Source organism: Paenibacillus sp. M-152 (genome assembly GCF_003856555.1).
Taxonomy (GTDB): Bacteria; Bacillota; Bacilli; order Paenibacillales; family Paenibacillaceae; genus Paenibacillus; species Paenibacillus polymyxa_C.
In genome coordinates this window covers 5,568,459-5,590,645 of the sequence record NZ_CP034141.1, presented here as the reverse complement: position 1 = coordinate 5,590,645, position 22,187 = coordinate 5,568,459, and the positions used below count along the sequence as shown (strand labels likewise).

Sequence of the window (22,187 nt, the reverse complement as noted above, 5' to 3'; positions counted from 1 at the left end):
AGGTGCCATATTCTATAATTAGGTAGAGATTATAAATTATGGTTGACTATATGTATTGGTGGAGGTACGTTATATATGAAAAAAACAGTTATATTTGTGAGCTGTTTATCAATAAAGGAGGGTATTATGAAAATCAGGTTGCTAGTATGCCTTATAATTTTATTTAGTGTTGCTACTGTACACTCGAATTCGACATCAGCCCAAGCTCAGACCCCTATACACCTGAAGGTAAATAATCATTACGTTTTATACACCTATCCTGCATCACCTTTTATGGATACGAAGGGCAGACTGCTTATACCGCTTCAAGCTGCTGAAGATATACTGGGCGGCAAAGTAACTTATAATGCAGCGAACAAAACGGCTTCTGTTGATTTGCTAGGCCGTAATGTAACGGCTACGATCGGATCACCCGAAATATCGGTTAACGGTGAGCCGGTGACAATGGACACAGTCCCCATCATGAAAAGCAACGCGATGTTTTTATCAGTTTCCATTTTGTTGAAAGATACAGATGCGCAGATGGAGTGGGATTCCAAGCGTGGCTTATTGAAGCTAAGACATGATAGCTTTACGGAAAGTCCAGTTTTTATGAGGTTTAAGGGACAAGACTTGGCCCAAGTCATTGATGCAAATGCATTTGATCTTACTTCTTTTAACTGGGATCAAAAGCAGGGTGTATTGAATATTCATGCTACGTATAAGAGCGACTTATCGCCCGTCTTCAAGCAAATTGACTTTAATCCTATGATTGTGTACAGCAAAGGGACCTATAGTGTAGATCCTTATTCTAAACCCGGTTCATTTCACAAAGTCAAAATAACCAGCGCAGGTCATTTGGTTTATACAAAAAATATCGGTACAACTAATGCGGATAGTGATTATATAAAATACATTACTTCTGTAGGCAGAATGATTCAATAATTGAATGTAGGATGTTTGTACATCATAAAAAAAGCGACAAGGGCTAAAAGCCTTTGTCGCTTTTGTATACTTAGAAGTTAGTAATTAGGTTGCGGTTGTCCTTGTTGCGTACAGTTCCATTGATTCTGTCAATGGACTCTCTGTTTTTAAGGAAATCAATAACGCCATCTGTCAGGTTGCTTCTTTGCAAACTTGAGAGTTTATTCCAGTCATCCAAACCTACATAAACATCCACGTCAGCTGTACTACTGTCGCCTCTTACACTGAAATCAAAGCCGACTCCGGCGTAGTTGCTATATCTGTTGAACAAATCACGTTGGATCGTGTTTGCATCGAAGGATGAAGCTACATCCCTCAAAGAAACCTTGCCTCTGCTGTTGATTGTAAAGGTTGCCATTTTATCTCTATTACTAGAGTTTTTAACCGTACCCTCTATATCGGCATCTTTATACTCTTTCAAAATATCTTCACCGATGTCTTCAAGGAAGGTTTCCTTTCTGCTGCTGGTTAGGTCAGTCCATCTGGATTTCGTCATTTCGATGGTCACTGAAATATCCTTTTTGTTACCATCCAGCGTGATATCCGAGTTGGTGTTGTAGTCATCCCGGTGATCATCATTCAGCTTACGTTGGAGATCTTTCAAAGAGTCTGAACTATTTTTGCTCGCTTCATCTTTCAGCGTCTGATTGTCTTTTTGCAATTGAGCAATGGTAGCATCTTTCGTTGTGTTCGCTGCTTTTGCTGTGTTCAGTTCTTGAGTCAGCGTTGTAATCTGATTGTTCAGTGCTGTAACTGTAGATTGATCAATAGGAACGCCGTTGTCAGCAATGACTACGCGTTTGTTTGTGCCATCCCATGTTACTTTTTTATCCAAAGCGGTACCTGCCAACTTCAGCGGGATATAGGTCACGCCATCCAGCAGAAATGGTTCTGTTTTAGCATCCGAGGCAACCTCGGTTCCGTTATAGATAATTTTAATATTGTTATATACTGCTTGGATCGGCTTAGTTACTTGTGCAGCATATGTAGATTGGCTGAACAGAGCCCCGGAGATGGCCAAGGCCGACACGGCAGTGATGATGACTGGTTTCTTCATGGACTTCAATGATTTCATTCGTTGGTCTACCCCTTTATTTAAGAATTATAGCTTGATACATAGACTAGAGTAACATTAATACATACAAAATCCAACAGGTTGGAAGGGTTGTTATTGGTTGTGCTTATATTAGTTAGACGCAAAAGCGACTGTAAAAGTTGCCCTGTTTGCGTAAATATTTTTCCAAAAGTAACCGAACAAAATAGAACAGTCCGCTGTACAAGACAGCGGACTTGTTTGGAGTACAGTGCGTTAGGGTATCAAAAGTTGGATTATTTGTGGTCCTTCAGTTTGCCTGCTGTTTCCTGAAGATGGCCTTTGGCTTTATCCAATTTACCTTCGGCTTGAAGTGACTTATTATCTGTAGCGTTCCCGATTTGATCCTTGATTTCGCCTTTAGCTTTATTTACATTACCTTTGATTTTATCGCTAATTCCGTTATCCTTCATGGTATAGCCCTCCTCATATAATCAAACTTTCTTTCAGCATGCTGTAGTTACTCATTACCCGAGCGAGGGTAATACGAAACGTAAGGCTGTAGATCACAGACAGGGGCATAATGTTGGAGACGGGGTTAACTAGATCGTGAAATAAGGAGTGAGCGTATGCTCAAAATTTTATTGTTTATTCTCGTTATTCAACTTATTTATGTATCGGCGTATACACTACGTATGATTTTGACGCTGAAAGGACAGAAGTACATTGCTGCACTCATTAGCACCGTGGAAGTTACGGTCTATGTGTTGGGCTTGAATGTCGTGCTTAGATATCTGGATCAAGTGGCAAGTCTTGCGGTATACGCCATCGGCTACGCAGTAGGTATTCTTATTGGGGCATGGATTGAGGAAAAAATAGCGCTCGGTTATGTCACCGTGAAGGTGATCAGTAATGAAATCAATGGAGGGATTGCCAATGCGCTGCGAGACAAAGGCTACGGCGTTACAGCCTGGCTGGGCAGTGGACGTGATGGAGAACGTTTGGTGATGGAGATATTGGCCAAGCGAAAAAACCAGAATAAGCTGTATCAATCCATTCTGGAGCTGGACCCCAAGGCTTTTGTCATTACAGTGGAGCCAAAGCAATTTCACGGCGGTTTCTGGACCAAGGCTATCCGCAAATAAGGATTTTGGTAAAATACGCATATTTTCCGTAGGTTGGAGCATATTAATACCCGCACAGGAGGGAATTAACAGTATGCCGACAGGGGATGTTCCCCTATAACAACCAAGGGGGGATATAGATGTACAGACGCCAGGCCCCGGAAATCATTCCAGAGGAAAATACGGCTATTTGGTCGTGTACCAACGAGGGTTGCAACGGATGGATGAGAACGGATTTTACCTTTTTGAGCGAGCCAGCTTGTCCACTTTGCCAAGCCACGATGGGACAGGAAATGCGGATGCTGCCGATTCTCAATCGGACGGGCAATTCCTTTGTCGCCCAGCGCTCTTAATTGAAGGTAAGCCTATGATTACGCTGCAAAGATTCTAAACGTCAAAAGCCGCTCCAGCGACATGCTGAGCGGCTTTTGGTTGTGGAATATTCACTGATCATGATCTCTCAAGGGGCTGCACGGAATCACGATATACAATATGACCCTGTACAAGAACTCGACCAAAACGACTGCCGGGATGGCTTATTTTTTTCATCATTGAATCCACCGCGGTACGTGCCATTTGCTCAATGTCTACTCCGACCGTGGTCAGTTGCGGAACAATAAGCGTGGCGTATACATCGTTATCAAAGCCGACTACAGAGCAATCCTCGGGTACGCGGTATCCCAGACCAATCAGCTGGTGCACCAGATTGTGAGCAACCTGATCGCAGTTGCATACAAAGGCGGTCGGTAGTGGCTGAGGTAGCTCCATTTCAACATAGGACCCTTCGTCGTCCCGGTCACTAAGTACCCACTCGTTACGGAGGGGCAACCTGTGCTCCAGCAAGGATTTATAGTAGCCGAGGAAACGATCCTGAATACTACTGGTGGAATAGATATTTCCCACATAAGCAATATCCCGGTGCCCCTGGGCGATCAAGTAGTTGGTCAGCTCATAGGCTCCGTAAAAATTATCCGTCACCACAGAGTCGATATCGGCATGCTCATCATAAAAGTCGAGAAACATTTTAGGTTGGTCCATGGTTTGTACCAGCTCAATATATGGCTTGCTCACCTGGCCCAGAAGAATGAAGCCGTCCACCTTACGGTCGTAATAGATACGTGGCAGATTAAGCTGTTCTTCGTCCTCGCGATGGAGGATGTGAAGGATCCCGTAGTAGCCGTATGGCTCCAGTGCTCGTGAAATTTGCTGGTAAATATGCAGATAAAACGATTGGCCAGGACCGGTAAAACGTTCAGGGATGACAACACCAATGTTATAGGTGAGCCCTTCCTTCATGGACTTGGCAACGGTATTGAAACGATAACCCATTTCGCCCGCGAGCGTTTTAATACGTTCTTTTAGCTCCTCGCTAACCCCATCCTTGTCATTGAGCGCCTTCGACACGGTCACGCTGCTTATTCCCAGCTTATCTGCAATATCCCGCATCGTTACGTTGCTCTTCATTCCTGTTCCGCCTTCCAATTTTAAAAAGATAAGCATTTTGCCTACATCCAGATAAGAGTTGCAAAATGCTGGGGTGAATATGGATAGCTTATCCGCTTGTAGAAATTCAATTAGCTTAGCGGTGCAGCTGCTCTGTAAAGATACAAGGACTGGCAGCCATAGCTGCCCATAGAACAACAATTAGCCTGCGGGTAACAGTTGTTCTATGGATAGTATACATGGTTCCACAAGCAGGATAAAGCTTACGGCTTAGATCTGCTGGGAAGGACGGTTGCTTGCTTGCAATAGCGCTTCATTGCGATGGATCAGCTCACGGCGGATAGCGGCGCTGCCAAGAGAACGCAATGGGTCGGACGGTGTATTGAAGGTGTAGTCTTCTAGACGGGGAATGGTGGTCGTCGCTACGTGGATACGGGTATCACTGGACGCGTAGTATATGAAGACTTCATCTCGTTCATTAACGACTGCCCCATTGCAGAAAATAACATTCGAAACATCACCCACGCGTTCCTCATCATAAGGAGCTAGAAAATGCCCGCCAGGCTTGGCAATGACGCGCGTAGGGTCTTCCAGACTGGTGGCAAAGGTATACAGCACATATCGCAGCCCGGCGGCTGTATTGCGTACCCCGTGAGCGATATGAATCCAGCCGCGACTCGTTTTGATCGGAGCAGGACCTTGCCCGTTCTTGACTTCGTATACCGTATGATAGTAGCGCTCGTCAATCACTGTCTCATGTTCAATCACGGGCTGCGTAATATCTTTGCAGAGACCGAACGCAATGCCTCCGCCTGAGCCTGTGGAAATAAACCCATCTTGGGGACGAGTATAGAAGGCATATTGACCGTCCACAAATTCGGGGTGCAGGACAACGTTGCGTTGCTGCGGGGACTGGGTAGTGATGTTGGGAAGCCGGGTCCATGTGCGGAGATCTCGAGTGCGGACCAGTCCAGCCTGAGCGACAGCGCTGGAGGTATCGTGGGCTGGCGCGTCAGGGTCCTTTTTCTCCGAGCAATAAATACCGTAAATCCAGCCGTCCTCATGCTTCACCAGCCGCATATCGTACATATTGGTTTCATCCGGGTCGATATCATCCCATACTAAGGGAGCGTCAATGAACCGAAACTGATCAATGCCGTTATCGCTCTCTGCCAAGGCAAAAAACGACTTTCGATCCAGTCCCTCGGTGCGTGAAACAAGAATGTATTTTCCTTCATGATAGATCGCTCCAGGATTCAATGCCGCGTTCACACCCAGTCGTTCCATGAAAAAGGGGTTGGTTTGTGCATCCAGGTCAAACCGCCAGTGAATGGGAACATGATGGCGTGTGAGCACCGGATAGAGGTAGCGTTCATAGATACCATTGTAAAAGGAGGTTTTAACCTCATTGGGGCGCGTAATCAGTTCTTCTTGCTGCAACAGCAGCTCATTGTATTTGCTATGAATCATTGTTTTTCCATCCTTTCCAGCATTTCGATGCAAAATCGGCTGTTATGATATGGGCACTTCCAAGGACCTGCAATCTCTCTCGCATCAGGCTTACCGTCGGTTTGAACTGACCAGAACCATTCGCCTCCGGCGCGCGGATCGATGATATATTGCCGGGTATAGGTCCATAGATTTCGCACAATGTGCAAAAATCGTTCATCCTGTGTCCGCTGAAACGCATTGTAAAAACCAACCATTGCTTCGGCCTGTACCCACCAGATACGTGAAGTGTCTACCCGCTCTCCCTCCCGCTCGTTGATGAGCGATCCGTCTGGCTGAATAGCCCGCTCAGCTACCGCGCCGGCAATATCCACCACCATGTTCACATACTCAGATGGATGATAACCCAGTACATTCATTGCGTCCTCCATCAACCAGCTGGCTTCGATGTCGTGACCATATGAGGTCAGATCGAGCAGTGAGCGCCATTCGCGATCGAAGAACACTCCCAAGCGCCGGGCGGAAGCATCGTAAACACGATGGTATAAAATGTCCAGCACGTTCTTCAGTGCATCCCGAACCTCTTCGTTTGGGTAGGCACGTAGCAATTGGGTATACGCTTCCAAAACATGAATATGCGTATTCATGGTAATATGCGCGGTAACTCCATTTTCGCTGAGTAGCTCATTAGGCTGCGCGTTCCACGAACGATCATATTGTTCACCGTATGCCTGTAGAGCAGGATCATATCCTTTCTGCTCCACAAGGTGAAACAGTTCCATTGCCAGTGGTAATGCATTCGGGTCATCCGTAGCTCGTGCATATTCTGCCAACGCATAGATGGCGAATGCCTGCGCATATACATGCTTGCACGTATCCACAGGCTGCCCGGTGTAGTTCACCATCCAGTACATTCCTCCATGTAACGGGTCAAGCAGGTGATCTTGCAGAAATGTAAAGGCATGTCGTGCCGCGTCTGCATAGGCGCGTTCCCCAGTTACACGGGCTGCTGCTGAGAAAGACCAAAGTAGTCGCGCAGTGGCGATGCCACCTTTGTCCGCTTGTTTATGGATGTGCAGATCCACGTCTACCTCTCCATAAAATCCGCCATGCGCTTCATCTTTCAAGCCTAACCAGAATGGGAGTATGTGTTCCTTCCATTCCTGTCTAATTTCGTGTACTAGTGTTTCCAAGAGACAAAGCCTCCTTCGGAAAATTATTTATTAGTTTATCGTTAACCTTACAGAAGTATCATATCTAGGTGTTTATAAACTGTCAACCATGCTAGATTCGTGTTTTTTACAAGAAGAGGACCACGATATTTTACAAAAAAATATTGTAATTGACACAGTAAGCGCTAACATAATAAAATGATTTTGTTAGTTTAACGATAACCTTATTAAAAACAACAGGAGGGGTCGTCTCATGAAGTTGTCCAAGGTTTTGATGTCATTACTATCCGTGCTTTTGATAGCGGGACTGTTTACTGGCTGTAGCTCAAAGAAGGATGCGCCAGCTGCCGGTTCTGATCCGAAGGGTCCGGAAGGGGAAATTACGGTGATCACACAGCGGACAGATATTGTGGATACCGTATTTCAGGATTACGCCAAGGAATTTAACAAACTTTATCCGAACGTGAAGGTCAATTTTCAGGCATTGGCCGATTATGATGGTCAAATTAAAATTCGGATGGGAACCCGGGATTACGGAGATGTGTTGCTGATTCCTGGCAGCATTCCGATTGAGGAGCTTCCTAATTTTTTTGAGCCACTAGGTACTTATGACGAGATGAAAAACAAGTATACCGGCATTGAAGAACGTACAGTGGATGGTAACAGCTACGGTATTCCGATTGCGATGGTTTACTCTGGCGTGATTTATAACAAAAAAGTGTTCAAGGAAGCAGGGATCACACAAATTCCTAAAACACCGGATCAATTCCTGAAAGCGTTACAGCAAATTAAGGACAAAACCAAGGCAGTGCCGCTGTTTACGAACTATGCCTCTGGTTGGGCACTGACCCAGTGGGAGTCTAGCCTGGCGACAGTAGCGGGTACGAAGGAATACGTGAATGTGACACAACCGAATTCGGATGATAATTTCACGAAGGGTCAGCCCCACTATGAGCTCTACAAGGTCCTGTACGATGCGGCTAAAAATGGTCTGATTGAAAAAGATCCAACGACTACGGATTGGGAGACCTCCAAGGCGGATCTTGCACAAGGCAAAATCGGTACGATGGTGCTTGGCTCTTGGGCGATTGATCAGATCAAAAGCGTAGCTTCTAACAAGGATGATATCGGTTTTATGCCTTTCCCGACGAATGCCTCCAAGGTACTTGTACCGCTGGCAGGTGACTTTAACCTCGCTATTAACGTAAACAGTGAAAATAAAGAGGCGGCCCGTGCCTGGGTGGATTGGTTTACCGAAAAGTCCAACTATGCCGTAGAGCAGGCAGGCAGCATTAGTCCGCTGAAGGGTGCCGCAATGCCTGCCATTTTGAAGCAGTACGAGAATGAGGGCGTTGCTTTTGAAGCGCTGACTCCGTCTCCCAAGGGGCAGGAAGGAATTGTCGATAAAATCGATAAAATGGGAGAAATCGGCTTGTGGCAGCCTGATTTCAAGAAACGCATTATTGAGGCAGCGGTGGGTAATCGCCCGGAATCGTATGACACCATTATGAAGGATCTGAACGATGCATGGGTGAAGGCGCGTGCTGAAGTGGCAGCCAAGGAAGCGAAATAGCCATCTGAACTGACCATAAGAAGAGATTGACGTGGCAGTTGATGGACGGATAGCCAGGAGGTGCAGCATGTTTAAATTTTCGAATCTCAGCTACTCCAAACAAAGATTAGCGATTATTGTTGCCTTTTCATTTATTCCGCTGGCGCTGCTGGTCACTTTTGCATACTTGCCGGTGATCAATATGTTTAAATACAGCTTTTCGGACTGGAACGGCTATAGTAAGCGTCTGGAATATGTGGGCTTTGAAAACTATATCAAAATCTTTACCGACCCCGAGTATTTCTCGGTGTTTAAGGTCAGTCTGTATTACTTTGTAGCCACGTTTGTACAGATGGGTTTGGCCCTTTATTTTGCAACCATTCTCAGCTTTCAAACCTGGTTTAAAAATTTCTTTAAAGGCATTTTGTTCTTTCCTTCCCTGATGAACGGGGTGGCGATTGGTTTTATTTTTCTATTCTTTTTTAAACCGGACGGTACCCTCGATACTCTGCTTCAGGCAGTGGGGCTGGGTTCGTATGTCAAGCTGTGGCTGGGCAACCCGGAGATTATTAATATTTCGCTGGCAGGTACGTCGATCTGGAGATACATGGGCTTTAACTTTATTGTGTTTCTAGGTGCGATTTCTTCTATATCCAGTGATCTGTATGAAGCAGCCGATATCGACGGAGCCAACCGCTGGCATCAGTTCCGCTCTATAATTTTGCCGACCATCAAGCGAATTTTGCAGCTGAACCTGATCCTGGCAATTAGCGGTGCGATCAGTGCATTCGATATTCCTTACATTATGACCGGTGGCTCCAACGGTAGTAAAACGTTCGTCATTCAGACGATTGATGTGGCATTCAAATACAGCAAGGTTGGTTTGGCCTCGGCGATGGCGGTTGTTCTGCTGTTGATCGTAATTGCTGTTACTTTGCTTCAGCGGTTGCTGATTCGGGGGGAGGAGGACTAATCATGTATAAGCTAAAAAGATTGCTGGCAAACAGCATCAAGTATGCCGCGCTATTGCTAGGTGCGTTCATTGCTCTACTGCCGATTGTTGTGATTTTGTTTGCATCTTTGAAGACGAAGGCTGAATATGCGGCAAGCAGTCCTCTGACTCCCCCGGTGAACTGGCTGAACTGGGCGAACTACGCCAAAGCCTTTGTGGATGGAAATATGCTAACCGGATTTTTGAACACAGCCTTTATTTTGCTGATCTCCATCATCGGGGCTACGTTGACCGGTTCTATGATCGCGTATATTTTGAATCGTTTTAAATTTAAAGGTAAAAGTCTCATGCTGGGTGCGTTCTTGCTCGCCACGCTCATTCCGGGGGTGACGACACAGGTATCGACATTCCAGATCATTAACAAACTGGAACTGTTTAACACACCTTGGGCAGCTATTTTACTGTATTTGGGAACCGATATTATTGCGGTGTATATTTTCCTTCAGTTTCTGGATTCCATCGCAGTGGCGCTGGATGAGTCGGCCATGTTGGATGGGGCTTCCTATCTGACCATCTACTGGCGCATTATTTTGCCGCTGCTGAAGCCTGCCATTGTGACGGTAATCATCATCAAGGGTGTTAATATTTACAATGATTTTTACACCCCGTTCCTGTATATGCCCAAAACAAGTCTTCAGGTTATATCGACGGCACTGTTTAAGTTTAAAGGGCCATACGGATCGCAATGGGAGGTCATTAGTGCAGGCATCATCATTGCGATTATTCCGACGCTGGTTGCGTTTTTATCATTACAAAAGTATATCTATAACGGATTTGCACAGGGTTCAGTCAAATAGAAAGATCAAAAAAATAAAGTGTTTAGGTGAGAGGAGAGTCAAGTATGAGTAAATTGAATGTGGATTTGGATGTAGGTAACGTACGAATTGTAGGAGATAGCCTGTCGAAAATGCCGTGGCAGGATAAGCCCGAAGGTAGCGAGGCTCCGGTGTGGAGGCATACTGAAAACCCGGTCATTGGACGGAATCCGGTACCCGGCATTGCCCGTATTTTCAACAGTGCAGTAGCTCCGTATGAAGGACGGTTTGTAGGAATATTTCGTGCTGAAACGATTAATGGACGTCCGCATTTGCATCTCGGCTGGAGTGACGATGGGCTGGCTTGGGACATTGAGACAGAGCGTCTGCATTTGGTCGATGAGGAAGGGAATGAGTATCAGCCTAATTATGCTTACGACCCGCGTCTGGTTCGAGTGGAAGATACGTATTATATCATCTGGTGCACAGATTTTTATGGAGCAGCGCTGGGGATCGCACAAACGAAGGATTTCAAAAGCTTTGTGCGATTGGAAAATCCGTTCTTGCCGTTTAATCGCAACGGAGTGCTGTTACCTCGCAAGCTAAATGGAAACTTTATGTTGCTATCCCGTCCGAGCGACAGTGGTCATACGCCATTTGGGGATATTTTCCTTAGCGAAAGTCCTGACTTGGTCTATTGGGGCAAGCACCGTCATGTAATGAGCAAGGGCGGTCAGGGCTGGTGGCAATCGGTGAAGATTGGCGGTGGACCAGCACCGATTGAGACGACTGAGGGCTGGCTGATGTTCTACCACGGGGTGACAGGCACGTGCAATGGATTGGTATACAGCATGGGCGTAGCCGTTCTTGATCTGGATGATCCGTCCAAAATTAAATATCGTTCCTCCAATTTCGTGTTGACCCCGGAGGAATGGTACGAAGAGCGTGGCTTTGTGCCGAATGTGGTGTTCCCGTGTGCTACACTGCATGATGCGGACACCGGAAGAATTGCAATTTATTATGGAGCCGCTGATACGTATGTAGGTATCGCATACACGACAGTATCTGACATTATGGAGTATGTCATCGCAACGGATGAAGTAGTCGCAGATGACCGTGAGTCAGGCCGGATGTAGGAGGGAATTTACATGCCGGAGGATATGTCTTTACAGCAGCTACAATCCTATATGGGAAGTAATCCGAAGCCGCAGGATTTTGATAAGTATTGGGAACGGGCGCTGCAAGAACTGGAACGACAGCCACTTGAATATACACTGGAGCCTGCCGATTTTGTCTCTCCGCTGGTGGAGTGTTACCATCTGTATTTTACTGGAGTGGGCGGGGCAAGGGTACATGGGAAGTTGGCTCGTCCCAAGCATCTTACGGAACAAGGTCCAGCCTTGGCGATGTTCCATGGGTATTCCTGCGATAGTGGCGACTGGTTCGACAAGGTGAGCTATGCGGCACACGGATTCACTGTGCTGGCTATGGATTGCCGAGGGCAAGGCGGACTGTCCGAGGACAATTTGCAGGTTCAGGGAACGACGGTTCGCGGCCATATTATCCGCGGGATTGACGACCCGGACCCGGATCGGTTGTATTACCGCAACGTATTTTTGGATACGGTACAGACGGTGCGAATTCTAATGTCTATGGAGCAGGTTGACCCTGAACGGATCGGTGCATTTGGCTGCTCCCAAGGCGGGGCACTAACGGTTGCCTGTGCTGCATTGGAGCCGCGTGTCCGTGTGGCGGTACCGGTATATCCGTTCCTGTCGGATTATAAAAGAGCTTGGGCGCTGGATGCAACGACATCGGCCTATGAGGAACTGGTTTATTATTTTCGCTGGTTTGATCCCAATCATGTACGTGAGAGCGAAGTGTTTTACCGCTTAGGCTACATCGACATTCAACATTTAGCAGACCGTATTCGAGGGCGGGTGCTATTCGTGACAGGGCTATCCGATGTGATTTGCCCACCTTCCACACAGTTCGCAGTGTACAATAAAATCGTATCGGACAAGGAATTGCTTGTGTATCACGAATATGGTCATGAGTATTTACCCTATCTGTCGGATCGTGCCATGAGCGAATTTTTGCGGCTGTAGGGGTTGAACTTAGCTAAAGGCTCCTTTATAGTAATAGCTATAACCTTCGTGAAGCGTAATAAATGAATGCCCCATTTGTATAACCTCAATAATATGGTTTGAGGGTCTCTACCAGGAACCGATAAATCCTGATTACAAAAAGTGTACGTCTTGTACATTTCTTGTGGTCAGGATTTTTTTGCGTGATGCGAGGGAATTACATGACAGCAAAGGAGCTAATGTAATGAACTTCAAAGTAGTTATTTTAACCATTGCGACCTTTACGGTAGGTCTGGTGGAGTTGATTATTGGTGGCGTGCTGCCCCAGATTGCACAGGATTTGAATGTCTCTGTAAGCACGGCAGGACAGCTTATCATGATCTATGCGCTTGTGTACGCTATTGCCGGGCCGACTTTGTTGGCGTTGACCGCCAAAATTGAACGAAAACGACTGTATTTGTGGTCGATGTTTATCTTTATCCTGGGAAGTCTGCTGGCTTTCTGGAGTCCGAACTATGCTGTGTTGTTTATATCTCGTATCGTTACTGCTGCAAGTGGGTCGTTGATCGTGACATTGTCACTAACCATTGCGGTTAAAGTGGTGTCCAAAGCTTATCAGGCCCGCGTTCTCGGTGTAATCTCCATGGGGGTCAGCTCCTCTATCGTGCTAGGCATCCCAGCCGGGGTGCTGATTGGAAATGCGTTTGGCTGGCGGGTGCTATTTCTGATTATTGCCTTGTTGACCGTAGTTTCTATGATCATCATGAACTTGTTTATGGAACGGATTCCAACGGAACATGTTGTGCCTATGCGTGAGCAGTTGAAGTCCTTGAAAAATGTTAAAGTAATCAGCGCCCATCTGGTAACAACGCTAACACTGGCGGGACACTACACGTTATATGCTTATTTCACTCCGTTTTTGGAAAACCTGATGGGCTTGAACGCCTCGTGGGTGAGTGTGGCCTATTTCGTCTTTGGGCTAGCGGCAGTGAGTGGAGGTTTTATTGGCGGTTCTTTGGCCGACCGATTCGGCACAGCGAAAAGTATTCTCATTGTGGTAGGTGTGTTTATCGCTGTGATGTTCCTGCTGCCGTTCTCGATTCACTCGATGTATGTGTTTGTGCCGCTTCTGATCATCTGGGGAATCCTGAGCTGGGCCTTGTCGCCCCCAATGCAAAGTTATCTTATTGAAAATGCACCCGAATCAGGCAGTATTCAGCAAAGCTTTAATTTCTCTGCACTCCAGGTCGGGATCGCCCTCGGTTCTGCCTTGGGAGGGGTAGTGATTGAGAATAGTACTTCTGTTGCCACAAACGCCTGGGTGGGCGGGGCATTTGTGATTGTTGCTTTTGTCTGCGGCGTGTTTTCAATTACCAGAGCTGGAACATCGCAGACAGTCGGAGGACACCACTCCGTTTCATAGCCCAGTAGGATATTTCTCCCTTTTATTATTCGAAAAAACATGTTATACTACTTCCAATTATGAAGAAGGGGGTGAGGTAGGTGAATCACGAGATGCTGAACAACCGTATTAGCCAGCTGCCGATTGCTATGGCTGGCATTGTTCATGCTTTTCCATACAACGGGAGAAGTCTGTCCAATTTTAATCATACGGTTGTAAACATCGCGAGAAGACGCCTACCTTAACTCGAACGGATTGCAGTATCTTCCGAAGAGTCGCGGGCTTGCTCCTGCGGCTCTTTTTGTGTTACCTGGGTAAGGGTCTTCCTAAATAAAGGAGAGCCTGAACATGTATATTGTAAATGGTCAACAATTGAAAAAATACCACGCTGCCAATCTGGTTTTAGATGGAGCAACGTTTGATATCCATAAGGGAGAAAAGGTGGGGCTCATCGGCCGCAACGGAAGCGGTAAAACCACCCTTTTACGCCTGATTGCACGCTTGTCCCGCCCGGATGAAGGGCAGCTTGTCATTGCCAAAGATACGAAAATCGGCTACTTGCCGCAAATCCCGGCGGAGTTTGAAAACTTCACCGTATACGAAACGCTGGCTTACGCCTATCGTGAGCTGAAGGATTGCCGTAATCAGATGAGCACGCTCGAACGGGAAATGTCAGATCCGATTGTGGCAGCGAACCCGGGGATGTTGGAAAAGCTACTGCAAATGTATGCTTCTCTCCAAGAGCGGTTTGAGCGTAACGGCGGCTATGAAATGGATGCCAATATAGATCAGGTAGCGGATGGGCTGCGTATTCCGAAAGCTATGTATACGCGCAACTTCGGTTCACTCTCGGGCGGAGAGAAAACCAAAATAGCGCTGGCATCACAGCTCATTGGACGGCCAGATTTGTTGCTGCTGGATGAGCCAACCAACCATCTGGATTTGAAAGGGCTGGAATGGCTAGAGCAATTTTTGCAGAGCTACACCGGGGCCTGTGTGGTTGTATCCCATGACCGCTATTTTCTGGATCGAGTTGCTGGCAAGATGATCGAACTGGAGGATGGCGAGGCCTTTACGTACTATACGAATTACAGCGGCTACGTTAAGGAAAAGGAAGAACGTTTGCTGCTGCAATTTGAGGATTATAAGGAACAGCAAAAGCGAATCAAAAAGATGAAGGAAGCCATTCGGCGTTTGGAAGAGTGGGGGCGCAATGGCGACAACGAAAAGTTCTTCAAAAAGGCAGCCTCAATCCGCAAGGCGCTGGAGCGCATGGAACTGGTGAAGCGGCCTGTACTGGACCCGCAGGGAGCAGAGTTTAACTTAAAACTGGAGGATCGTTCCGGTCGCCGGGTGCTTCAGTTTGAAGAAATCGCCAAAGCCTATGGAGAACGTCAGATATTAAACGGGGCTACAGGGAGCCTAGAATTCGGTGAAAAGGTAGCTTTGTTAGGCGATAACGGCGCAGGTAAAACGACGCTGCTCAAGCTGTTGCTTGGTCAGGAAAGCGCAGATACAGGCACGGTCCAATGGGGCGCGCGCGTCGAGTACGGATATTTGGCGCAACAAGAGAGAGAACGGGATAGCCGGGCAACGGTGCTTGCTTATTTTAAGGAGGAAGCAGGACTGGAAGAAGGCGAGGCGCGCGGGCAGCTGGCCAAGTATTTATTTTACGGCGCCGATGTGTTTAAGCCTGTGAGCATGCTGTCCGGTGGAGAGTGGTCCCGCTTAAGGCTGGCGCTGCTGGTCATGAAAAAGCCGAATTTGCTGGTGCTGGATGAGCCGACGAACCATTTGGACATCGACTCTCGCGAGGCCTTGGAGGAAGCGCTGGACACCTACACGGGAACGGTGCTGGCAATTTCCCATGACCGCTACTTTGTGAACAAGCTGGCTGGGCGCGTGTGGGAGCTGGAGAACGGGAAGCTGTCCTTTTATCTGGGCGGCTTCGATGAATACCGCGCGAAGAAGCGGGAGCTGGAAAACGCTCGCTTGCAACATGAGGCGGATGCAGGGGGACGATCGGCATCTGCAAGTAGAACCGCATCTGGTGGCGGCTCAGGCTCGGGCCTAGCTACGCCTGCTGGCGCAGCAAGCAATGATGCGGGAACGGCTTCGCGGACAGGAGCGACCACCGGAGCCGATGCGAGCCGTGCTCGCTCCGGGTCGGCAGGTCGCTTGGGGGCGCCCGATGCCAAGGGTGGGGCACGCGGAGCGAAGGCCGCGAAGCCATCCCGCTCGCCCGCTGCGTCCCGCGAGCGCTTGGAGCGGGCGATTGCCGCCAAGGAAGCAGAATTGGCGGCGACAGATGCCGAGCTGGAGCTGCTCGGTACTAGTAGTGACACGGCGCGCATGGCGGAGCTGTGGGATGCGCGTGAGCAGCTGCAAGCGGAGCTGGACACGTTGCTCGGCGAGTGGATTGAACTAGAGTAAGTGATAGGCTGGTTGCTGAAGATAGGAAAACGTATATTTTATAAAGGATAGCCCTGAGGTAGTACGCCTACTGAGGGGCTATTTTTGTATGGTAAAGAGAATGAGAGATTGGAAAAAGAATAACCATATATTAAAATAAATTGGTATTAATGATTTTTTATATTTTTATTTTACATATAAAGTAATTCGTTTACATTTCGCAACATATGATACTTTCTAATTTGTGCACGCGATGTTAACCAATATTAAATGGGCTTATCCATATTAATATCATGCCTATCAATTATACGATGGAGGGAACGATATGTCGGACTTCTTGCTGGAGGTCAATCAGGTAACAAAAAAAATGGGGAAAAGAAATTTATTAAATAATATTTCATTCAAGCTTCAGAAAGGGAAGATTTATGGATTCATCGGACCCAATGGAGCGGGCAAAACAACAATGATGCGTATTATGACTGGATTAATGAAGCCAACCAGCGGCTCTGTACAGATAGCTTCATATAATGTACATACGGACCGGGAAAAAGCGCTGTCCAAGGTGGGGGCCATTATTGAATCTCCAGTCTTTTTTGATTATATGACAGGCAGGCAGGTTTTACGTAATTTATCACGGCTGCACTCTGAAATTGCATCCTCAGATCGGGAGGCACATATCGAAGAGTTGCTTACAAAGGTGAGATTAGAAACGCGGGGCGACGACAAGGTAAAGACCTATTCGCTTGGAATGAAGCAAAGACTAGGTATTGCACAGTCCATGCTGGGTACTCCGGAGCTTTTGTTGTTGGATGAACCGTCTAATGGTCTTGATCCCATGGGGATGAGAGAACTGCGTGATATTGTGCTTGGTTTGCGTAACTCGGCCAATTATGCCTTTTTTATCTCCAGTCATCTGCTGGACGAATTGCAACAGATGTGCGATGAACTTATCGTAATTAAAGAGGGCAGGCTAGTTTGGCAGGGGCCTACTGATCAGCTGATAAAGGAAGGCCAACGTCTGGAGGATGCCTTTATGGGGTTAATGGGATTATGAAGCGATTGATACACAGTGAATTCGAACGATTGTGGAAGCGAAAGTGGTTCTGGCTTATGGTTTTATGCACACCTGTGCTAGCCTATTCGACAGGATTATACTATTTGCGTACTCGGAATGTTCCAATAGAGGTGCTACACCAGAATTTTATCGTCACCAGTCTGCAGGAGAATTTATATTTATTTTGCAACAGTGCTGTGGCTGCTTTAGCTGCTGCTGTGTTTACTGAGGAATTTCAAAGTGGACGGCTGCGGCTATTATTCATGCGTCGATTTACCCGTGGTCAGATTTTTTGGAGCAAGCTGCTGGTTTTGAATGTTTCTATCTTACTTCTTCTCATTATATATGCCTTATCCTCACAGGTGATCGCTGAAGTATGGAAATTTTCATATGATTTAAGTGATATAGGTCTGTCTGGAGTTCGATTGCTGCGCATCCTTGAATACTATGGCTGGGCATTTGCTTCTCTATTAGCTATAAGTTCCTTGTATTGCTTTTTTGCTATGTATAGCAAGAGTGTTACATATGCTATTGGTATTTGCATGGTATACAATTTGGCTTCTCTGTTATTTGATCCGCTGTATCTAAAATTGGCATCCTTTGTTTCTCATGTTCCATACCTATATGATGTGGTCACATTTATGATTATTCCATATCTGCAGCATACGGGATTGAATAATTCTTTAATCGGAAGTTTATCTGTGAACGGGGCCATCATTACCGTTGTAAGTGTATATCTTGTCTTGTTTACATGGGGGGCATATCGCCGCTTTGTAGCCGATGATTATTTGTGTTAGGGGGATTGCTTGATGCTGGGAATTTGGCACAGTGAAATGGAACGAATTTGGAAGCGGAAGTCCACTTATTCGTTGTACGTAGCCTATATATTAATAATTGTAGCGATTATATGGAGTTATAAAATGACGGGAACAAAGATCTTCCGTTTTGGTGAAGGAACCATGCTCGTCAACAATTTAAACCTGCCATGGCTGATGATGAGTGAGGTTGCTTTATTTCTAACTTTGGCGATGTTGCCTATCCTGTATGTGGATCAGTTGAGTGGTGATCTTTATTCAGGGGCGTATAGGCTCTACATGTTGCGTCCGTACCGTCGTTTGCAGTTTTGGCTTGCCAAGATGCTCGCACTATCGGTCACGACGGTCATTTTCGTTGGGACAGGTTTGTTTATAAGCGTGATTGCAGGATGGTTTCTTTTCCCGCATAGCTCTACTTTCTTAAAATATGGTGCATCAACACCTTCTACCTCATCTGATGCCATAACCTACATACTCGCATTTTATCTCATACTGTTTATCGTTTGTTTGGTGAAGCTCATGTTGAGCAGTGCCGTATGCTTATTTATATCTCGACCCCTGTTTGCTTATTTATCAATTCTGGTTTTATCTGCATTTCTCTTTAAATTGTCTAGACCGCTCATTATGTTAATGGACCCGTTTCGGGAAATATTACTTGCTCTAAGGGTCCAAAATTCATTTGAATTTTGGGTGTGTACAGTGGGAATGTCGGTGGTGTGCATTATTATTAGTTGTGTACGGTGGCAAAAACGAATTTTTTAACATAGATTTTGCAGTTGACACTATACAAATAGAAAAGATCCAAGCGACCGTTTGAAGGTTAGCTGGATCTTTTTTTATACGAACGGTGTTGGACTTCGTGGCGGTAATTGCATCCGGTGTATCGTTTCTTTTCTGCAAGGGACGGGTATTAATTGTCTAGTCCCGCATAGATTGACATAGGGGAAAAGGAGGTATGAGCATGTGGAATGGGGTCAAAAGACTGTCTACACTAGCGGCGATCCTGCTGCTAGTGATCATTGTAAGCGCATGCAATAGGAGTGACAATTCAGGCAAGGTACAAATTGAGTTTTTCCAAAACAAGCCGGAGGCCAAGGGTTCGTTCGATAAGCTGATCGCTCAATTCAATCAGGAACATCCCGGTATTGAAGTGACACAGGTCAATCCGCCAGAGGCAGAAACGGTGTTATTGACCCGGGTTGTCAAAAACGATGTACCTGACATTGTGGGACTTGGGGCCACGGATACCTACTCCATTTTGGCACAGAGCGGTATTTTTACGGATCTCGCAAATTCAGAATTGCCACGTACGGTGGACCCGATTTACCTCAAAATGCTTAAGGATGTGACCGGGGTCGATCCTGTGTATGGAATTCCTTATGCTGCGAATGCGAATGGTGTGATGTATAACAAGACACTTTTTAAAGAAATGGGATTACAGGTGCCCAAAACGTGGGATGAACTGATTGCAACGGCGCAAAAGATCAAGGCTGCTGGTAAAATCCCATTTTATTTTACATATAAAGATGATTGGCAAACGAACCTTCCTTTTAATGCACTGGGTCCGAATTTGGTGGGCATTGATTTTTTCCTGCAACGGCGTGAGAATCAGGTCACCTTTCAGGACAAGTACCGCGAGGTTGCGGAAAAGCAGCTGGAGCTACTGAAATACGGACATAGTGATAATTTTGGCAAAAACTATGCTGACGGTAATCGTGCTTTCGCTAACGGGCAGGGACTGATGTACATTCAGGGCTCGTGGGCTATATCTGAAATTCGCAAAGCTAACCCGAAAGTGGAACTCGGATTTTTCCCGTTACCCTCAGGGAATGACGCAAAGGCGGTCAAGCTGGTGTCTGGTATAGATACGCTTTTAGCTGTTTCGGAAAGCACGCCGCATAAAAAGGAGGCGGAGGAGTTCATTGCCTTCTTATTAAAACCGGAGAACAGCAAGCAATACATTACGGAACAAACGTTGTTTTCAGCGGTGAAGGGAGTCACGCAGGATGACCCGAGTGTGGCAGAGCTGCTGCCGTATTTTAAATCAGGCCGTGTCATTGATTTTGCCGATCATTATATTCCCAAAGCGGTCCAATTGAATTCAATTGTACAGGCGTTCCTGCAAAACGGAGACATCGATGCCTATCTAGCCAAGCTCGACCGGGAGTGGAATAAGGTAGCTAACCGCCGATAGGGGAGGAGGACGAGACATGAATAAGCGACTAACGACTTTTTACTGGATGACGGTGCCGGCGGTGCTATTGTTTTTTATATTTTTGACCTTACCTGCCTTGCAGGGATTTTATTACTCGCTTACCAATTGGAATGGATTTGGCCATCAGTATCACTTTGTCGGGTTTAAGAACTATATTAATTTGTTTCAGGACGACAATGTGGGCAATGCTTACTGGTTTACTTTCAAATTTGCGATTGTGGTTACCATTGCGATTAATATTCTCAGCTTGCTGATTGCCATGGGGCTGAACGCTAAAATACGTTTCCGTAATTTCTTTCGCGGGATTTATTTCTTACCTAATATTTTAAGCGTGTTGATCGTAGGTTACATATTCAATTACCTGTTCTCGAACGTGTTTACGATCTGGGGACAGAACTTAGGCATCAGTTCATTATCGACAAACATCTTAGGCAGTGAGCAGTTGGCTTGGGTAGGAGTGGTCATCGTAGCCGTATGGCAGGGCATTGCCTTTAATACGATTCTCTATCTGGCAGGGCTACAAACGATTCCGACCAGTCTGTATGAGGCATCCAATCTGGACGGTGCAGGTAAATGGCGTGAATTCTGGAGCATTACCTTTCCGTTGATTGCTCCGTTTTTTACGATCAATATGGTATTGGCGATGAAAAATTCCCTGATGGTATTTGATCAGATCGTGGCCTTGACGAACGGAGGACCGGGACGGGCCACGCAGTCGATTTCCCATCTGATATACACCGGGGGCTTTAGAGGTGGGGAATTTGCATATCAGTCGGCTAACTCTGTGATTTACTTTATTGTGATCGCGATCATTTCCATCTTACAGCTGCGATTCCTCCAGAGAAGGGAGATGGACAACTGATGAAAACAAGCAGACGTACCAACTGGCCTGTGCTGATTCTGGTCGCGTTGGGGACAATATTTATCCTGTTTCCCCTCTATATGACGGTGACGATTGCCCTTAAAAATCCCGAGCAGATGGCGCATTCCGCCTTTGCCTTTCCGACGGAGCTGCATTGGGAAAATTTTAGTCGTGCAGTGGAAATGACCAATTTTTTCAGTGCTTTTCAGAATAGTGTGATGGTGACAACATCGACAGTTATCCTCACTTTGCTCACCAATTCCATGGTTGCTTATGCCATTGCTCGTAATATGCAGCGGCGTTTCTTCAAGGGGTTATATTTTTACTTTGTGAGCGCCATGTTTATTCCGTTCCCGATCATCATGCTGCCGATTGTGAAGCTGGCCTCGGGCCTCCATATGACCAATCTGTTGGGTCTTATCGTGCTGCATACGGTATATGGCTTGGCGTTTAATGTCTTCGTGTATGTTGGTTATATTCGCTCGATTCCAGTGGCATTGGAAGAGGCAGCTACGGTAGATGGCGCGACGACATGGGGGACATTTTGGCGCATTATATTTCCGCTGATGGCGCCGATTAGTGCTACGGTGGGGATCCTCACTTGTCTGTCCACATATAATGACTTTTTACTGCCGCTCATTATTATCAGCGATGCGGAGCAATATACACTGCCGCTCGTTCAGTATGTATTTCAGGGACAGTTCAATACGGATTTTAATCTGGCCTTTGCCTCGTACCTGATGGCCTTGCTGCCGATGATTATTGTCTACCTGATTGCACAAAAATGGATTATCAATGGTGTTACGCAAGGTTCTGTGAAGTAAAGCGGAGTTACAA

22 protein-coding genes and 1 riboswitch are annotated in these 22,187 nt (G+C 46.4%); of the genes, 17 read left to right on the top strand and 5 right to left on the bottom strand.

The window, feature by feature from the left end; all coding sequences use genetic code 11:
• Window positions 1–126 precede the first annotated feature (126 nt).
• Entirely contained in the window at window positions 127–924 is a 798-nt protein-coding gene (locus tag EGM68_RS24540; protein WP_129550197.1) for a copper amine oxidase N-terminal domain-containing protein, read from the top strand.
• Between the two features lie 70 nt (window positions 925–994).
• Here EGM68_RS24540 and EGM68_RS24535 read toward each other — a convergent pair whose 3' ends face one another.
• A complete protein-coding gene (locus tag EGM68_RS24535; RefSeq protein ID WP_129550196.1) occupies window positions 995–2,038 on the bottom strand; it encodes a stalk domain-containing protein in 1,044 nt (347 codons plus the stop codon).
• A 254-nt stretch (window positions 2,039–2,292) separates the two neighbouring features.
• Window positions 2,293–2,469, bottom strand: a complete 177-nt coding sequence (locus tag EGM68_RS24530) for a CsbD family protein (protein WP_013373642.1) — start codon at window positions 2,467–2,469, stop codon at window positions 2,293–2,295.
• Window positions 2,470–2,625: 156 nt separating this feature from the next.
• On the opposite strand from EGM68_RS24530, the gene EGM68_RS24525 reads away from it, so the two are divergent.
• Window positions 2,626–3,141: a DUF2179 domain-containing protein gene (locus EGM68_RS24525; RefSeq protein ID WP_025676707.1), complete on the top strand. Its 516-nt coding sequence runs from the start codon at window positions 2,626–2,628 to the stop codon at window positions 3,139–3,141.
• Window positions 3,142–3,260: 119 nt separating this feature from the next.
• Window positions 3,261–3,473 (top strand): cold-shock protein, encoded by a 213-nt coding sequence (locus EGM68_RS24520; RefSeq protein ID WP_016822696.1) that lies wholly within the window; start codon window positions 3,261–3,263, stop codon window positions 3,471–3,473.
• A gap of 97 nt (window positions 3,474–3,570) precedes the next feature.
• On the opposite strand, the gene EGM68_RS24515 is transcribed toward EGM68_RS24520, so the two are convergent.
• From EGM68_RS24515 to EGM68_RS24505, 3 genes are all read right to left on the bottom strand, one after another.
• Window positions 3,571–4,584: a substrate-binding domain-containing protein gene (locus EGM68_RS24515; protein WP_025676710.1), complete on the bottom strand. Its 1,014-nt coding sequence runs from the start codon at window positions 4,582–4,584 to the stop codon at window positions 3,571–3,573.
• A 249-nt stretch (window positions 4,585–4,833) separates the two neighbouring features.
• On the bottom strand, window positions 4,834–6,033 hold the full coding sequence (locus tag EGM68_RS24510; RefSeq protein ID WP_129550195.1) for a glycoside hydrolase family 130 protein: 1,200 nt from the start codon (window positions 6,031–6,033) through the stop codon (window positions 4,834–4,836).
• Window positions 6,030–7,205 carry an AGE family epimerase/isomerase gene (locus EGM68_RS24505; RefSeq protein WP_058830317.1) on the bottom strand — a complete coding sequence of 392 codons (1,176 nt, stop codon included), beginning with the start codon at window positions 7,203–7,205 and terminating at the stop codon, window positions 6,030–6,032. The genes EGM68_RS24510 and EGM68_RS24505 overlap by 4 nt, the downstream gene beginning before the upstream one ends.
• A 232-nt stretch (window positions 7,206–7,437) precedes the next feature.
• Here EGM68_RS24505 and EGM68_RS24500 point away from each other — a divergent pair, with 232 nt between their 5' ends.
• From EGM68_RS24500 to EGM68_RS24440, 14 genes are all read left to right on the top strand, one after another.
• Window positions 7,438–8,757: an ABC transporter substrate-binding protein gene (locus EGM68_RS24500; protein ID WP_058830316.1), complete on the top strand. Its 1,320-nt coding sequence runs from the start codon at window positions 7,438–7,440 to the stop codon at window positions 8,755–8,757.
• Between the two features lie 67 nt (window positions 8,758–8,824).
• Window positions 8,825–9,709: a carbohydrate ABC transporter permease gene (locus EGM68_RS24495; protein WP_013373635.1), complete on the top strand. Its 885-nt coding sequence runs from the start codon at window positions 8,825–8,827 to the stop codon at window positions 9,707–9,709.
• A gap of 2 nt (window positions 9,710–9,711) precedes the next feature.
• A complete protein-coding gene (locus EGM68_RS24490; RefSeq protein ID WP_025676717.1) occupies window positions 9,712–10,545 on the top strand; it encodes a carbohydrate ABC transporter permease in 834 nt (277 codons plus the stop codon).
• Window positions 10,546–10,589: 44 nt separating this feature from the next.
• On the top strand, window positions 10,590–11,639 hold the full coding sequence (locus tag EGM68_RS24485; protein ID WP_129550194.1) for a glycoside hydrolase family 130 protein: 1,050 nt from the start codon (window positions 10,590–10,592) through the stop codon (window positions 11,637–11,639).
• Window positions 11,640–11,651: 12 nt separating this feature from the next.
• Window positions 11,652–12,611, top strand: a complete 960-nt coding sequence (locus tag EGM68_RS24480; protein ID WP_064961572.1) for an acetylxylan esterase — start codon at window positions 11,652–11,654, stop codon at window positions 12,609–12,611.
• 55 nt (window positions 12,612–12,666) lie between these two features.
• A riboswitch (purine riboswitch) is annotated at window positions 12,667–12,766 on the top strand.
• A gap of 68 nt (window positions 12,767–12,834) precedes the next feature.
• Window positions 12,835–14,013, top strand: coding sequence for an MFS transporter (locus EGM68_RS24475; RefSeq protein WP_129550193.1), 1,179 nt, complete (start codon window positions 12,835–12,837; stop codon window positions 14,011–14,013).
• 80 nt (window positions 14,014–14,093) lie between these two features.
• Window positions 14,094–14,237: an RAxF-45 family protein gene (locus EGM68_RS25850; protein WP_016822706.1), complete on the top strand. Its 144-nt coding sequence runs from the start codon at window positions 14,094–14,096 to the stop codon at window positions 14,235–14,237.
• A gap of 103 nt (window positions 14,238–14,340) precedes the next feature.
• Window positions 14,341–16,425, top strand: a complete 2,085-nt coding sequence (gene abc-f / locus EGM68_RS24470; RefSeq protein WP_129550192.1) for a ribosomal protection-like ABC-F family protein — start codon at window positions 14,341–14,343, stop codon at window positions 16,423–16,425.
• A 304-nt stretch (window positions 16,426–16,729) separates the two neighbouring features.
• A complete protein-coding gene (locus EGM68_RS24465; RefSeq protein WP_013373628.1) occupies window positions 16,730–17,458 on the top strand; it encodes an ABC transporter ATP-binding protein in 729 nt (242 codons plus the stop codon).
• Window positions 17,455–18,255, top strand: a complete 801-nt coding sequence (locus EGM68_RS24460; RefSeq protein ID WP_016822708.1) for a DUF2705 family protein — start codon at window positions 17,455–17,457, stop codon at window positions 18,253–18,255. Before EGM68_RS24465 ends, EGM68_RS24460 begins: the two co-directional genes overlap by 4 nt.
• Before the next feature lie 12 nt (window positions 18,256–18,267).
• Window positions 18,268–19,035 carry a hypothetical protein gene (locus EGM68_RS24455; RefSeq protein WP_025676730.1) on the top strand — a complete coding sequence of 256 codons (768 nt, stop codon included), beginning with the start codon at window positions 18,268–18,270 and terminating at the stop codon, window positions 19,033–19,035.
• A 199-nt stretch (window positions 19,036–19,234) separates the two neighbouring features.
• Window positions 19,235–20,467 carry an ABC transporter substrate-binding protein gene (locus tag EGM68_RS24450; protein WP_129550367.1) on the top strand — a complete coding sequence of 411 codons (1,233 nt, stop codon included), beginning with the start codon at window positions 19,235–19,237 and terminating at the stop codon, window positions 20,465–20,467.
• A gap of 16 nt (window positions 20,468–20,483) precedes the next feature.
• Window positions 20,484–21,350, top strand: coding sequence for a carbohydrate ABC transporter permease (locus tag EGM68_RS24445; RefSeq protein ID WP_102997464.1), 867 nt, complete (start codon window positions 20,484–20,486; stop codon window positions 21,348–21,350).
• Window positions 21,350–22,174 (top strand): carbohydrate ABC transporter permease, encoded by an 825-nt coding sequence (locus EGM68_RS24440; RefSeq protein ID WP_058711061.1) that lies wholly within the window; start codon window positions 21,350–21,352, stop codon window positions 22,172–22,174. The genes EGM68_RS24445 and EGM68_RS24440 overlap by 1 nt, the downstream gene beginning before the upstream one ends.
• Window positions 22,175–22,187 lie beyond the last annotated feature (13 nt).

Coding starts and splice junctions, on each gene's coding strand:
- EGM68_RS24490 (WP_025676717.1), top strand. CDS start 9,712: ATGTATAAGCTAAAAAGATTGCTGGCAAACAGCATCAAGTATGCCGCG.
- EGM68_RS24515 (WP_025676710.1), bottom strand. CDS start 4,584: ATGAAGAGCAACGTAACGATGCGGGATATTGCAGATAAGCTGGGAATA.
- EGM68_RS24450 (WP_129550367.1), top strand. CDS start 19,235: ATGTGGAATGGGGTCAAAAGACTGTCTACACTAGCGGCGATCCTGCTG.
- EGM68_RS24520 (WP_016822696.1), top strand. CDS start 3,261: ATGTACAGACGCCAGGCCCCGGAAATCATTCCAGAGGAAAATACGGCT.
- EGM68_RS24495 (WP_013373635.1), top strand. CDS start 8,825: ATGTTTAAATTTTCGAATCTCAGCTACTCCAAACAAAGATTAGCGATT.
- EGM68_RS24510 (WP_129550195.1), bottom strand. CDS start 6,033: ATGATTCATAGCAAATACAATGAGCTGCTGTTGCAGCAAGAAGAACTG.
- EGM68_RS24485 (WP_129550194.1), top strand. CDS start 10,590: ATGAGTAAATTGAATGTGGATTTGGATGTAGGTAACGTACGAATTGTA.
- EGM68_RS24475 (WP_129550193.1), top strand. CDS start 12,835: ATGAACTTCAAAGTAGTTATTTTAACCATTGCGACCTTTACGGTAGGT.
- EGM68_RS24460 (WP_016822708.1), top strand. CDS start 17,455: ATGAAGCGATTGATACACAGTGAATTCGAACGATTGTGGAAGCGAAAG.
- EGM68_RS24455 (WP_025676730.1), top strand. CDS start 18,268: ATGCTGGGAATTTGGCACAGTGAAATGGAACGAATTTGGAAGCGGAAG.
- EGM68_RS24535 (WP_129550196.1), bottom strand. CDS start 2,038: ATGAAATCATTGAAGTCCATGAAGAAACCAGTCATCATCACTGCCGTG.
- EGM68_RS24530 (WP_013373642.1), bottom strand. CDS start 2,469: ATGAAGGATAACGGAATTAGCGATAAAATCAAAGGTAATGTAAATAAA.
- EGM68_RS24465 (WP_013373628.1), top strand. CDS start 16,730: ATGTCGGACTTCTTGCTGGAGGTCAATCAGGTAACAAAAAAAATGGGG.
- EGM68_RS24525 (WP_025676707.1), top strand. CDS start 2,626: ATGCTCAAAATTTTATTGTTTATTCTCGTTATTCAACTTATTTATGTA.
- EGM68_RS24540 (WP_129550197.1), top strand. CDS start 127: ATGAAAATCAGGTTGCTAGTATGCCTTATAATTTTATTTAGTGTTGCT.
- EGM68_RS24440 (WP_058711061.1), top strand. CDS start 21,350: ATGAAAACAAGCAGACGTACCAACTGGCCTGTGCTGATTCTGGTCGCG.
- EGM68_RS24480 (WP_064961572.1), top strand. CDS start 11,652: ATGCCGGAGGATATGTCTTTACAGCAGCTACAATCCTATATGGGAAGT.
- EGM68_RS24445 (WP_102997464.1), top strand. CDS start 20,484: ATGAATAAGCGACTAACGACTTTTTACTGGATGACGGTGCCGGCGGTG.
- EGM68_RS24500 (WP_058830316.1), top strand. CDS start 7,438: ATGAAGTTGTCCAAGGTTTTGATGTCATTACTATCCGTGCTTTTGATA.
- abc-f (WP_129550192.1), top strand. CDS start 14,341: ATGTATATTGTAAATGGTCAACAATTGAAAAAATACCACGCTGCCAAT.